Raw genomic sequence first — 12,363 nt, 5'->3', positions numbered from 1 at the left:
GCGGCTTCCCTCCACCGGGTCGCCCGCCATGCGTTTTCCCAGCCCCCTTCTCGAGGCGCGCCTGCTGCGCCGTTACCAGCGTTTCCTGGCCGACGTGGAGACGGCCGACGGGCAGCTGCTCACCGCCCATTGCCCCAACACCGGCTCCATGCAGGGCTGCAAGACGCCGGGCAGCCGGGTGTGGCTGTCGCCGGCCGCCAACCCGGCACGCAAGCTGGCGTGGACCTGGGAGCTGGTGGAAACCGCGCCGGGGGTGATCGTGGGCGTACACACCGGGCGCAGCAACGCCCTGGTCCGCGAGGCCATCGAGGGCGGGGGTGTGCCGGAGCTGGGGGGCTATGAACGGATCCGGCCGGAGGTGAAGTACGGTGAGGGCAGCCGCATCGACTTCCTGCTGCAGGGGGCCGGGCGGCCCGACTGTTACCTGGAGGTGAAGAACGTCACCGCCGCGGTGGAAGGGCGCATCGGCTATTTTCCCGATGCGGTGACCACCCGTGGCGCCCGGCACCTGCGCGAGATGTCGGCCATGGTGGCGGCCGGGCATCGGGCGGTGCTGGTGTTCTGCGTGCAGCGCTCCGACGTGGATGCAGTGCGCCCGGCCGACCACATCGACCCGGACTACGGCCAGGCCCTGCGCGCCGCGATGGCGGCGGGGGTGGAGGTGCTGGCGCTGGGGGCCCGCATCGATCCTGCTGGCATCGAGCTGGTGCGCCGGCTGGTGGTGGAGGTGCCAGGCCTGCGGCTTTCCACAATAGGGCCGTCCACAATGGGGGAGAGCACAATTTCGGGCTCCCGATGATCGGCCTAATCTCCGGCCCATAGTCACAAACACCGGAGAAAGACCATCATGAAAAAGCCGTTCTACAAGGTGCTGTACGTGCAGGTGCTGTTTGCCATCGTCTGCGGCGTGCTGCTGGGGTATTTCGAGCCCAAGCTGGGGGTGGATCTGAAGCCCCTGGGGGACGGCTTCATCAAGCTGGTCAAGATGATCATCGCTCCGGTGATCTTCTGCACCGTGGTGCACGGCATCGCCGGCATGCAGGACATGAAGAAGGTCGGCCGGGTGGGCGGCAAGGCCCTGCTGTATTTCGAGATCGTCTCCACCCTGGCCCTGGCCATCGGCCTGGTGGTGGCCAACGTGGCCCAGCCCGGTGCCGGCTTCAACGCCGACGTGAGCACCCTGGACACCAAGGCCATCGAGGGCTACACCGCCAAGGCCCACGCCCAGACGACCACCGAGTTCGTCCTCAACATCATCCCCTCCACCTTTGTGGATGCCTTTGCCAAGGGCGACATCCTGCAGGTGCTGCTGCTGGCCATCCTGTTCGGTTTCTCCCTGGCCGCCATGGGTGACAAGGGCAAGCCCGTTTTCGACTTCGTGGAGCAGATCTCCCACGTGATGTTCGGCATTGTTAACAGCGTGATGAAGCTCGCCCCCCTGGGTGCCTTCGGTGCCATGGCCTTCACCATCGGCAAGTACGGTGTGGCCTCCCTGGTGCCCATGGCCAAGCTGATGGGTGCCTTCTACCTCACCTGCGGCCTGTTCATCTTTGTCGTGCTGGGCGCCATTGCCCGCTACACCGGCTTCTCCATCGTCAAGTTCATCAAGTACATCCGTGAAGAGCTGCTGATCGTGCTGGGCACCAGCTCCTCCGAGTCGGCCCTGCCCAAGCTGATGCACAAGCTCGAGAAGATGGGCTGCAGCCGCTCCGTGGTCGGCCTGGTGGTGCCCACCGGCTACTCCTTCAACCTGGATGGCACCAACATCTACATGACCATGGCGGCCCTGTTCATCGCCCAGGCCACCAACACCGACCTGACCCTGACCCAGGAGCTGACCATCCTGGTGGTGGCCATGCTGACCTCCAAGGGCGCCAGCGGCATCACCGGCGCAGGCTTCATCACTCTGGCCTCGACCCTGGCCGTGGTGCCCACCATCCCGGTGGCCGGCATGGCCCTGATCTTGGGCATCGACCGCTTCATGAGCGAGGCCCGCGCCCTGACCAACATCACCGGCAACGCCGTGGCCACCGTGGTGATCTCCGCCTCCGAGAAGGAACTGGACCGGGAGCGCATGGCCCTGGCCCTGGATGGCAAGTTGGATGACGAAGTGGTGGTGCCCGTCATCGAGCCTGCCCTGGCTCCGGCCAGCTGAGTTCGGCGCCACCCCGCCAAGGCAAGTAAAAAAGGCCGGCCCGACGCAAGTCGGGCCGGCCTTTTGCCGTCTGCTGCGGGGGGCGTTCAGAAGTGGTATTCGGCGCGGATCATGGTGGTCTTGGCGAAGGCCCCATCGCCGGCCGCACCGTTGTGGTCGTTGCCGAACTTGTTGCGCCAGTACTGGTATTCCAGGCCGACCTTGAAGGTCTTGGCGGCGGCGCCGATGTGCGGGCTCACGTCGTACATGACCTGCATGTCGATATTCGTTTCGGCGGCGGTGTTGCCACCAAACTCGTTCTTGCCCTTGGCGGCGATGAAGTTGGCGAAGCCCTCGAAGGACAGGGGAACCGGCCCCAGGTTGAAGGGAATGCCCCAGGCCAGGTTGAGCATGGGGTGCGGGTCGTAGCTGTAGCGGTCGGTCTGGGTGTGGCTGAACTTGCTGTAGGGGGCGTTGCTTTCCCACAGGTAGAGCAGGCTCACGTTGAGAAAGCCCGGCACGTCCATCATCAGGGTCGGGCCGGCCACGATCATGCGCTTCTTGGAGTTGTAGCCGGCGTCGTTCTTGGTGTTCACATCGAAGCCGCCGGTCAGGCCCAGGCCGCGCACCGGGCCAAACTTGAATTCGCTGCCGGTGACCTTGCCCAGGTCCAGGGTATGGCGATAGACGATGTAGATCTCCTGGGCGCCGGACTTGGAGCCCGGGGCCGACGGGTCCTTGCTGTCGGACATCAGCAGGTCGGCATTCAGGAAGTTGGTGCCGTATTTGTAGCCGCTCACGTGGGCCAGATTGACGATGCTCTTGGAGATGTCGGTCTTGCCGAAGGGCTCGCCAAAATTGGCCCCCCAGCGGTAGCCGATGTAGGTGTCGCTCCAGTTGGCAGCGCCGGCGGTGCCGGCACAGGCGGCCAGCAGGGTTGCGACGAGGCACTTCTTCTTCGAGAACTTCATGTTGGGCTCCTGATGAGTCATGGCTAGGTTCGGTCGGGTCGTCCGGTGCAAGGGGCGGACAACCGATGGAACCGAATCTAGCAGGGGTGAGAACCCGTCTTGGGAATATCCTTCATCACCGGATGGATATACTTGAATGGACTATATCCATTTGAAAATAAACACTCTTTACGATTCAAGATATGTTTATGGTATGCACGGGGGCGGTGCGTGATCCGGCCCCGAGCACCATGGGAGGGCATGGTTTGGCGGGTTTTCTGTCGGGCATCCGCCGGTGTGGCTGGGGTTTGACCCGAGCATGAAAATTTAGTCCACGAAATCAATGTGTTGGGAGATGGCACGGACGTTGCACAAGCGCTCCGCAATGCGATCGACGCATGTCTGCCTTTCATTTCCTGGAGTTGTTCACCATGTCGCACCTTCTCAGCGCGTCCCGTCGTCTGCTGCTTGCCACCGGCCTGGCCGCCCTTGCCAGCCCCTTTGTCTCCGCCCCTGCCCTGGCTGACGAGCCAGTGAAGCTGAAATTCACCCTCGACTGGCGCTTTGAGGGTCCGGCTGCGCCTTTCCTGTTGGCCAGGAGCAAAGGCTACTTCGCCGCCGAGGGCCTGGACGTGACCATCGACGCCGGCAACGGCTCGGCGGGGGCGGTCACCCGGGTCGCTACCGGCGCCTACGAGATGGGCTTTGCCGACTTCAACGCCCTGGTGGAATACGACGCCCGGACACCGGGCTCGAAGATCCAGGCTGTGTACATGGTCTATAACGCCACCCCGGCGGCGGTCTTTACCCTGAAGAAGAGCGGCGTCAGCAGGCCCGCCGATCTGGCCGGCAAGACCCTCGCCGCGCCGATCTTCGACGCTGGGCGCAAGGCCTGGCCGGCCTTTGCCAAGTCCAACGGGCTGGGCGTGGAGGCGGTGAAATGGCAGTCGGTGGACCCGGCCATCCGCGAAACCCTGCTGGCCCGGGGCGACGTGGACGGCATCACCGGCTTCTACTTCACCAGCCTGCTCAACCTGGAGGCCCGGGGCGTCAAGCCGGCCGACATCGTGGCCCTGCGCTACCCCGATTTCGGCGTGGAGCTTTACGGCAATGCCATCATCGCGAGCCCCAAGCTCATTGCCGAGAAGCCCAAGGCCATCGAAGGCTTCCTGCGCGCCTTCAACAAGGCCCTCAAGGAGACCATCGCCAAGCCCGACGCCGCCATTCCGGCGGTGAAAGAGCGTGACCCCCTGATCGACGTGGCCCTGGAGACCCGCCGCCTCAGGCTGGCCCTCGACACCAGCGTGGTGACCGCCGAGGTCAAGCAGAACGGCCTGGGCGCCGTCACCGCCGATCGCCTCAAGCGCTCCATCGCCGAAACCGCCGAAGCCTACGCCCTGCCCAAGGTGCCCGCCGCCGGTGAGCTGTTCAACCCGGCCTTCCTGCCGGCCCGGGCCGAACGCAGCCTGTAGCCTGGCTCCGTTCCATCTCATCCAGAAAGTCCCCATGTCTTTCGTCAAATTCGAGAACGTCGATCTGGCCTACGCCCCTGGTGGTGCGCTGGCCATCGAGAACGTCAGCCTGGACGTCCGCGAGGGCGAGTTCGTGGCCGTGGTCGGCCCCTCCGGCTGCGGCAAGTCCACCCTCATGAAGCTCATCTCCGGCCTGCGCATGCCCTCGGGTGGCTATGTCTATGTGGATGGACGCCAGGTCGGCGGGCCGTTGAAGATCGTCGGCATGGCCTTCCAGAACGCCAACCTGCTGCCCTGGCGCACCACCCTCGACAACGTGATGCTGCCTCTGGAGATCGTCGAGCCCTACCGCTCGACCCTCAAGAAGGAGCGCGTCCGCTACGAGGCCGAAGCCCGCCAGCTGCTCGCCCGGGTGGGCCTGGCCGGCTTCGAGGACAAATACCCCTGGGAGCTTTCCGGCGGCATGCAGCAGCGCGCCTCCATCTGCCGGGCGCTGATCCACCAGCCCCGCCTGCTGATGCTCGACGAGCCCTTCGGCGCCCTGGATGCCTTCACCCGGGAGGAGCTGTGGTGCATGTTGCGCGACCTGTGGCAGCAGCAGCCCTTCACCGTCATCCTCGTCACCCACGACCTGCGCGAGGCGGTTTTCCTGGCCGACACCGTGTACGTGATGAGCAAGCGCCCCGGGCGCATCCTGGTGCGCCGGGAGATCGACCTGCCGCGCCCCCGCGATCTGGACGTGACCTACACCGACCGCTTTGCCGGCTACGTGCACGAGCTGCGCGAGCACATCGGCCGCGTCCGCGCCGCCTGAAAGGAGTCAGAGCATGAAAGTGAATCTCGTGAAGGCTGCCCCCTGGCTGGTGGTGGCCGGCATGTTCCTGCTGTGGGAGCTGGTCTGCGTGGGCTTCGACGTGCCGGAGTTTCTGCTGCCGGCGCCCAGTGCCGTGTGGAAGGTGGGGGTTGCCCAGTTCGAGCCCATCATGATGCACGCCACCCAGACCTTCATCACCACCCTGGCGGGCTTTGCCATTGCCGTGGCGGTGGGCCTGCTGATCGGCATGGCGGTGGGCTCCTCGCCGCTGCTCTACCGGGCCATGTACCCGCTGCTGGTGGGCTTCAACTCCATCCCCAAGGTGGCCTTCGTGCCGGTGCTGGTGGTGTGGTTCGGCATCGGCACCGTGCCGGCCATCCTCACCGCCTTTCTGATCTCCTTTTTCCCGGTGGTGGTCAATGTGGCCACCGGCCTGGCCACCCTGGAACCGGAGCTGGAGGACGTGCTGCGCTCCCTCGGCGCCTCGCGCATCGACATCCTGGGCAAGGTCGGGTTGCCCCGGGCCATGCCCTACTTCTTCGCGTCGCTGAAAGTGGCCATCACCCTGGCCTTCGTAGGCTCGGTGATTGCCGAGACGGTGGCCTCCAACCTGGGCATCGGCTACCTGATGATGTCGGCCAGTTCGTCCATGAACATGCCCCTCGTCTTTGCCGGCCTGATCGTGATCGGCGTGATGGGGGTGGTGATGTACGAGTTGTTTGCCTTCGTCGAAAAACGCATGACCGGCTGGGCACACCGCAATCCCGGTGGGGCGCCGTGATGGAGGGTGACGGTTTTTGTTGACCCGGGCCCACCCTTGTCAGTTATACTCCGCGCCCTTCACGCCGTGCCTTGGTGGTGAAATTGGTAGACACGCTATCTTGAGGGGGTAGTGACGCAAGTCGTGCGAGTTCGAGTCTCGCCCAAGGCACCAATAGCTGTTCTGCAGTAGTCAAAAGCAAGCCGGCAGGCCCAGATAAATCGGGGTTCCGGCTTTTTTTGCGTCTTTCGCCTCCGTGGCGCCTGCCTGTCAGTTCTCCTGCGAGCCCTCCAGCGCCGCCAGAAACCTTGCCCGGGCCTGTTCGAGCTCGGCCTTGCCGAGGCCTTCCGCCAGGCGCAGGGCGGTGTTGTGGTAGCTGTCGAAGGCGGCCAGCACCCGGCTTTCGTCCACTTGCCGTGTCGTGCTTGCGGCGGGCGGCGGGGTGTGGCCGTCCACCGGGCGCAGTACCGCATGGCGCGGGATCATGCGCTGGCCACCCTTTTCGGCGGCGGCGGTGATGGGGCCGGTCTTGGTGTAGATCTGGCCGTCGTATTCGAAGCGGGCGCCGATGGGCAGGTGATTCAGTTTCATGGCGTGAGCGTCCGGAAAAACCGGGATTCCATTCGTGGGGTGGGTGTGGCCGGGACGGAGTGATGCCCTGCGGATGGCAGGGCCGGGCAGGCTATGGGGCTTCCCGCACCACGCGGAAGCCCGTCCGGTTGTTGCCGCCAGAGAAGGTGTCGAAGATTTCGCGTGCGGCAAGCCGGGCCTCGTCGGGGCCGCTTTGCCAGGACCCGCCCCGGGCGACCTTGCGGCACAGCCCCACGCCTGACGCCAGGGAGTCGAAGAAGCCATCGAGCACATTGCCGCCACCCGTCGCCTGCTTCTTGCGCAGGGTTTCAAAGAGCGTTTCGCTGTAACACCCATCGACCCATTCGGCGGCGTTGCCGATCACGTCATGAAGCCCGAAGTCGTTGGGGCGGAACTGGCCGACGGGAGAGGTTGCGGCGAAGTGGTCGGAACACTGGAAGGCGGCATCCGCGATATTGGCGTAGGCGCAGGGAGTGGCTCCGGAGCGTCCTGGGCGTACGTCGGCGCGGCCGGCCCGGGCTGCGTATTCCCACTCGAGCTCGTTGGGCAGGCGGTATTTGCGGCCGGTCTTGGCGGAAAGCCAGGTGAGGTAGGCGGTGATGTCCGAATTGCTGACGCACACGACGGGGTGGGTGTCCTCCTGATGGAAGCCCGGGCTGCTCCAGCGCCGTGTCAGGCCATAGGACCAGGCCTTGCCGTCGAACTCGCCGCAAGGCAGGGCGGGAACGTAATTGGCCGCGCGGGTGAAGGCGGCAAACTGACCGCGTGTGATTTCGAAGCGCCCGATGGTCAGGGGCTTCTGCAACTGCCAGCGGATCTGCGGGCCTTCGTCACCCCTGCGCCCGGCTTCGCCGTCGGGCGAGCCCAATGCGACCTCCCCGGCGGGGACGATGACCAGTTCGGGGCAGTCGGCGCAATCGCGCACCACCTCGGGGACGGGGACGGGGGCGCTCACGGATTTCACCGGTTCCGGGGCGGTTTCTGCCGGGGGGGCTGCAATGGGGGCGCGGGGTGCGGGGCGGGGTTTGCGGGGGGCCGCCTCCTTGGGCGGGCGGGCCGGGGCGCGGGGCGCCTCGACATTGGGCGGGGGCGTGGCTTCCCGTTTCTCGAAGCCCGCGTCCGCAACCGGGCTGCACAGCATGAGGGCGACGAGGGGCAGCGCGCGGAGGGTCATGGTTCGGCGAGAGGACGGAAGGGCGCGGAAGGCCGGCGGAAACAAGGGTGGATGTCTTCGGATGATATAGGGAATCGGTGACAGGACAAAACCGGGCCAGGCCGCGCCGGCGCCCTGTTTTGACCCCGGCCGGTGTGGCGCCCGGCGGCGTATGGCGGGAACGGCATGGTGCTAGAATCGGCGGCAAAGACGCGGGCCGGGGCCTGCACATGCCGTCCGCCGTTGGTGGCGATGGATGACATCCGGAATTGTGTGATGCTGGGGTTTGCAATTGTGAAGAAATCGGCTCGGCCCATGGCTCGCCTGTGTCTCCTGCCTTTCTGGCGCGCAGCCCCGTTGACGGTCGGGGGCTAGCAGGTGTCCAGCTCCGGAAACGACAGGACCATCGTGCTCGGAGGGGCTGCCAGCCCCGCCGGCAGCCGTCCGACCACAGCCCCCGACAGCAGCCCCAACTGCCTGCCCATGAACACCCGGCTCGGCGAGTTCGAGATCGTGGGGCTGATTGGCGAGGGGGGCTTCGGCATTGTCTATCTGGCCTACGACCACTCCCTGGAGCGCAAGGTCGCCCTCAAGGAGTACATGCCCACGTCGCTGGCCTCCCGCACCCGGGACATGCAGGTTTCGGTGCGTTCGGAGCGGCATCGCGAGACCTTCGAGGTGGGGCTGCGCAGCTTTGTGAATGAAGCGCGTCTGCTCGCCAAGTTCGACAATCCGGCACTGGTCAAGGTCTATCGTTTCTGGGAAGACAGGGGGTCGGCCTACATGGCCATGCCCTTCTACGATGGGGTCACCCTGCGTGATGCCCTCAAGCAGCGCACCGGGGTGCCCGACGAGGGCTGGATCCGCCGGATCCTCGTGCCGCTGATGGATGCATTGGAAATCATGCATTCCGAGAGCTGCTTCCACCGGGATATCGCCCCCGACAACATCCTGCTGTTGAAGGATGAGCGTCCGGTGCTGCTGGATTTTGGCGCTGCCCGCCGCGTGATCGGTGACATGACGCAGGTGCTGACGGTGATCCTCAAGCCCGGCTTTGCCCCCGTCGAGCAATACGCCGAGATGCCCGGCCTGAAGCAGGGGGCATGGACCGACATCTACGCCCTGGCCGCAGTCGTGTATTACATCATCACCGGCCGGACGCCCCCGGCGTCGGTGGGGCGGCTGATGAACGATACCTATCAGCCGCTGGCAACGCTGGCGGCGGGGTCTTTCGACCCGGTCTTCCTGGCCGGCCTGGATCGATGCCTGGCGGTCAAGGCCGATGACCGGCCCCAGTCCATCGCGGAGATGCGCGAGGTGCTGGGTTTCGGTGCGGCGCCTGCGGTTTCACCGCCCGCCGAGTCGTCGCCAGTCTCACCTGCAGGTGTGATGGCGCAGGATGATGCGCCGCGGATGAGATCCAGCCTGACCATCGCCGCGTCGGCGTCGAAGACCGAGGTGAAGCCCACCCAGGCGCGCACCCAGGGGCCGCTTGCCGACGAGACGACGCCGACCCCTGTGGCGAAGGCGCGCCGGGGTTTCGTGGGGCCGGTGCTGGGGGTGGCGGCCGTCGCCCTGGCGGCGGTGGGTTACTTCGCCCTGAAGGGCAGTGACGATGCGCCGAAGCCTGCCGTCGTGCCCGAGGTGGCCAAAGTACAGGAGCCGGTGAAGGACGCGCCGCGGGAGGTTCCGGTGCAGACGGCCCCGGCTCCCGTGCCCGTCACTCCGGCGCCGGCCACGGTGAGCTGGAGCCAGGCGCTCCAGGCTCTGCATGATTCGGGCCGCCGGGAAGTGACGCTGAGCGGGGTCAAGTCCTCGCTGGTGGTGGGCAAGGATGCCCTGTCTTTCGCGCTCAAGAGCGAGCAGGCGGGTTACGTCTACCTGCTCCTGCTGGACAAGACCGACGGCAAATTGTCGCTGATCTACCCGAATGCCCTGGATCTCGACAACCGGATTGCCGCTGGCGGGGCGCTGCGCCTCCCGCGGGAGCGCTGGTCTTTCACCGCGGATGCTCCGGCAGGTGAATGGGATGTGCTGGCGATCGTTGCCGACAACAAGCGCGATTTTGCCGGGCTGGGGCTGGTGCCCCACGACGGCATTGCCAGCGCGCCGCTCAAGGAGGTCGAACAGGCCCTTGGCCGGTTGGGCCCGGGCAGCCTGGCGGGGGCGCCCGTGTGTCCGAAGGGCGAAGCCCGCTGCGCTGCCGATTTTGGCGCCAGGCACTTCACGGTGACGGAAGTCGCGCCGCCGGCCCAGAAGCGCTAGGGCGTTCTCGGCGCTGCCGTCCGGAGCGCCTCCAGCAGGGTGGCGAACAGCAGTTCGGGGTCGATCGGTTTGCCGAGAAAGGCATTCATGCCGGCGTCGAGGCAGGCCTGGCGATCTTCGGCAAACGCGTTGGCGGTCATGGCGATGATGGGCACGGCGCTGCCACCCGGCAGCAGGCGGATCCGGCGCGTGGCCTCCAGCCCGCCCATCACCGGCATCTGCATGTCCATCAGCACTGCGTCGTAGCGGCCGCGGTGCAGCGCCTCCAGGGCGAGGGCGCCGTTTTCGGCCACATGGACCTGCAGGTGGGCTTCGTGCAGCAGTTCCCGGGCGACTTCGGTGTTGATGGGTTCGTCATCCACCAGCAGGATGCGGGCGCCCTCGAATTCGCGGCGCAGGCAGGCCTCGGCCGATTCGCCCGGGGTGCCTGCGGTGGCGCGGGGCGTGGCGCTGGCCCTGCCCAGGGGGAGCGTGAGCCAGAAACGGCTGCCCCGGCCCGGCGTGCTGTCCACGCCCACCTCGCCACCCATCATGGCGGCAAGGCGCCGGTTGATGGCCAGGCCGAGCCCGGTGCCGCCATATTTGCGGGTGGTGCTGCTGTCCAGCTGCTCGAAGGCCTCGAAGAGGCGGGACTGGGCCTCGGGCTCGATGCCGATGCCCGTGTCGATGACCTCGAAAAGCACCTGCACATCGTCGGTGCGCCCGGCGATGATCCGGGCGGCCAGGGTGATCCCGCCCCGGTCGGTGAACTTGATGGCGTTGCCCAGGTAGTTGAGCAGGATCTGGCGCAGCCGCGTGACGTCGCCCCGGAGGGCGGCGGGCAGCGTGTCGGCGGCCAGACGGAAACCCAGGCCCTTGCCCGCGATGCGTTCCTCCACCAGGGTGACCAGGCTGGCCAGCAGCGTCTGCACATCGAAGTCGGCGTTCTCGATGCGCATCTTGCGTGCTTCGATCTTGGAGATGTCCAGGATGTCGCTGATGATCGACGAGAGGTGGTCGGCGGCGGTGACGATCTTGGCCAGCCGGTCCTGCTGGCCCGGGCTGACCTGGTCCCGCAGGAGTACCCGGGCGAGTCCGATGATGGCGTTGAGCGGGGTGCGGATTTCGTGGCTCATGTTGGCCAGGAAGGCGCTCTTGGCCTGGCTGGCGGCTTCGGCGGCGGTGGCCCGCTCCTGCAGCCGGGTGTTCAGCTCGGCAATGTGCGTCGCCCGTTCGGCCACCATTTCTTCAAGGCGGCGCTCGTTGCCGGTGATGTCTTCCTTGATGGCCAGGTAGTGGGTGGGGATGCCGTCAGCGTCGCACAGCGGGGCCAGGGTCTCTGATTCCTGGAAGAGGCTGCCGTCCTTGCGGCGGTTCAGCAGCTCCCCCTGCCAGTGGCGCCCCTGGGCCAGGGTGGCCCAGATCTCGGCATAGGTCTCCTGGGGCGTCAGCCCGGACTTGAGGATCTGAGGGGTGCGTCCGATCAGCTCCTCGAGGCGGTAGCCTGAGGCCTTGGAGAAGGCGGGGTTGGCGTATTCGATGTGGCCGGCCCGGTCGGCGATCATCACGCTGGCCGGGCTCAGCTCGACCGCCAGGGACAGGGCCCGCAGGGTGTCCCGGGTGGCGTGGTGGTCGGTGAGGTCGCGGAGGGCGCAGAGGAGGGGGCCGGTGGGCTGACCGTCGGGGCCGGGCAGGGGTCGGACACGCAGGCCGACGCGGCGTGGGCTGCCGTCCCGATGGGTGATGCGCAGCGCCAGCTCGTCCGCGGTCGGGGCCAGGCGGTGGGCCTCGTAGCGGGGCAGGTCGTGTTGATGAACGATGGTCGGCAGCAGGGTCGGGGCTGCCGCCATCTCATCAGGCGTGTACCCGGTGATCCGGGCGCACGCCCCGGAACAGAAGGCGTAGCTGTGGTCGGGCCGGAGCACGAACAGCCAGTCCGAAGCGTGATCCGCCAGCTGCTGCATGAGCGCCGGAAAGTCTTCTTCCCGGACCATGCCTATGGTCTCCGGAAATGGGCTGCGCGCATCCCCGCTGGCATGCATTTCAGATTCAGACCGTGCCCCTGTCTGTCGGCGCAATTGATCGCGTGGATTGAGCTCTGGCGGCGGTGGGCATGACGATGAATAAACAAGGCGGCTTCTTTGGAATTGAAAACGAATAAGAAAGGTGTGTATGTCTATTCTGTTTTCAATAAGCCGGAGGAATGGAAATGCAGGCCGGCGGGAGTGCCGTTGCCGGTCCACGC

At 66.2% G+C, this 12,363-nt stretch carries 10 protein-coding genes and 1 tRNA gene; 7 read left to right on the top strand and 4 right to left on the bottom strand.

Annotated elements, in window-relative coordinates; genetic code table 11:
* Positions 1 to 28: 28 nt before the first annotated feature.
* Both sfsA and L6Q67_RS18360 read left to right on the top strand, forming a co-directional pair.
* Positions 29 to 799: a DNA/RNA nuclease SfsA gene (sfsA, locus tag L6Q67_RS18365; protein WP_296572902.1), complete on the top strand. Its 771-nt coding sequence runs from the start codon at positions 29 to 31 to the stop codon at positions 797 to 799.
* A gap of 45 nt (positions 800 to 844) precedes the next feature.
* Positions 845 to 2,155, top strand: a complete 1,311-nt coding sequence (locus tag L6Q67_RS18360; RefSeq protein WP_367171655.1) for a dicarboxylate/amino acid:cation symporter — start codon at positions 845 to 847, stop codon at positions 2,153 to 2,155.
* Between the two features lie 86 nt (positions 2,156 to 2,241).
* Here L6Q67_RS18360 and L6Q67_RS18355 read toward each other — a convergent pair whose 3' ends face one another.
* Entirely contained in the window at positions 2,242 to 3,105 is an 864-nt protein-coding gene (locus tag L6Q67_RS18355; RefSeq protein ID WP_296572897.1) for a hypothetical protein, read from the bottom strand.
* Between the two features lie 410 nt (positions 3,106 to 3,515).
* On the opposite strand from L6Q67_RS18355, the gene L6Q67_RS18350 reads away from it, so the two are divergent.
* The 4 genes from L6Q67_RS18350 (at position 3,516) to L6Q67_RS18335 (ending at position 6,304) form a co-directional block, all read left to right on the top strand.
* Entirely contained in the window at positions 3,516 to 4,556 is a 1,041-nt protein-coding gene (locus tag L6Q67_RS18350) for an ABC transporter substrate-binding protein (protein WP_296572895.1), read from the top strand.
* Positions 4,557 to 4,590: 34 nt separating this feature from the next.
* Positions 4,591 to 5,370, top strand: coding sequence for an ABC transporter ATP-binding protein (locus L6Q67_RS18345; protein ID WP_296572892.1), 780 nt, complete (start codon positions 4,591 to 4,593; stop codon positions 5,368 to 5,370).
* A gap of 13 nt (positions 5,371 to 5,383) precedes the next feature.
* Positions 5,384 to 6,151, top strand: coding sequence for an ABC transporter permease (locus tag L6Q67_RS18340; protein ID WP_296572890.1), 768 nt, complete (start codon positions 5,384 to 5,386; stop codon positions 6,149 to 6,151).
* A 68-nt stretch (positions 6,152 to 6,219) separates the two neighbouring features.
* Positions 6,220 to 6,304, top strand: a tRNA-Leu gene (locus tag L6Q67_RS18335).
* 96 nt (positions 6,305 to 6,400) lie between these two features.
* Here L6Q67_RS18335 and L6Q67_RS18330 read toward each other — a convergent pair.
* Together L6Q67_RS18330 and L6Q67_RS18325 are read right to left on the bottom strand one after the other, a co-directional pair.
* Positions 6,401 to 6,721, bottom strand: a complete 321-nt coding sequence (locus L6Q67_RS18330) for a hypothetical protein (protein WP_296572888.1) — start codon at positions 6,719 to 6,721, stop codon at positions 6,401 to 6,403.
* A 91-nt stretch (positions 6,722 to 6,812) separates the two neighbouring features.
* On the bottom strand, positions 6,813 to 7,895 hold the full coding sequence (locus L6Q67_RS18325; protein WP_296572885.1) for an SUMF1/EgtB/PvdO family nonheme iron enzyme: 1,083 nt from the start codon (positions 7,893 to 7,895) through the stop codon (positions 6,813 to 6,815).
* Positions 7,896 to 8,252: 357 nt separating this feature from the next.
* On the opposite strand from L6Q67_RS18325, the gene L6Q67_RS18320 reads away from it, so the two are divergent.
* On the top strand, positions 8,253 to 10,139 hold the full coding sequence (locus L6Q67_RS18320) for a serine/threonine-protein kinase (protein WP_296572883.1): 1,887 nt from the start codon (positions 8,253 to 8,255) through the stop codon (positions 10,137 to 10,139).
* Here L6Q67_RS18320 and L6Q67_RS18315 read toward each other — a convergent pair.
* Positions 10,136 to 12,112, bottom strand: coding sequence for an ATP-binding protein (locus L6Q67_RS18315; RefSeq protein ID WP_296572881.1), 1,977 nt, complete (start codon positions 12,110 to 12,112; stop codon positions 10,136 to 10,138). The two genes, L6Q67_RS18320 and L6Q67_RS18315, sit on opposite strands and share 4 nt — an antisense overlap.
* Positions 12,113 to 12,363: the final 251 nt, after the last annotated feature.

The sequence above is a fragment of the Zoogloea sp. genome, assembly GCF_023150065.1.
Taxonomy (GTDB): Bacteria; Pseudomonadota; Gammaproteobacteria; order Burkholderiales; family Rhodocyclaceae; genus Zoogloea.
The sequence above is the reverse complement of the archived record's forward strand: the minus strand, read 5'-3'. Positions and strand labels throughout refer to the sequence as shown.

Excerpts from the sequence above, each read along its gene's own strand:
- L6Q67_RS18325 (WP_296572885.1), bottom strand. The coding sequence starts at position 7,895 with ATGACCCTCCGCGCGCTGCCCCTCGTCGCCCTCATGCTGTGCAGCCCG.
- L6Q67_RS18350 (WP_296572895.1), top strand. The coding sequence starts at position 3,516 with ATGTCGCACCTTCTCAGCGCGTCCCGTCGTCTGCTGCTTGCCACCGGC.
- L6Q67_RS18340 (WP_296572890.1), top strand. The coding sequence starts at position 5,384 with ATGAAAGTGAATCTCGTGAAGGCTGCCCCCTGGCTGGTGGTGGCCGGC.
- L6Q67_RS18345 (WP_296572892.1), top strand. The coding sequence starts at position 4,591 with ATGTCTTTCGTCAAATTCGAGAACGTCGATCTGGCCTACGCCCCTGGT.
- L6Q67_RS18330 (WP_296572888.1), bottom strand. The coding sequence starts at position 6,721 with ATGAAACTGAATCACCTGCCCATCGGCGCCCGCTTCGAATACGACGGC.
- sfsA (WP_296572902.1), top strand. The coding sequence starts at position 29 with ATGCGTTTTCCCAGCCCCCTTCTCGAGGCGCGCCTGCTGCGCCGTTAC.
- L6Q67_RS18355 (WP_296572897.1), bottom strand. The coding sequence starts at position 3,105 with ATGAAGTTCTCGAAGAAGAAGTGCCTCGTCGCAACCCTGCTGGCCGCC.
- L6Q67_RS18315 (WP_296572881.1), bottom strand. The coding sequence starts at position 12,112 with ATGGTCCGGGAAGAAGACTTTCCGGCGCTCATGCAGCAGCTGGCGGAT.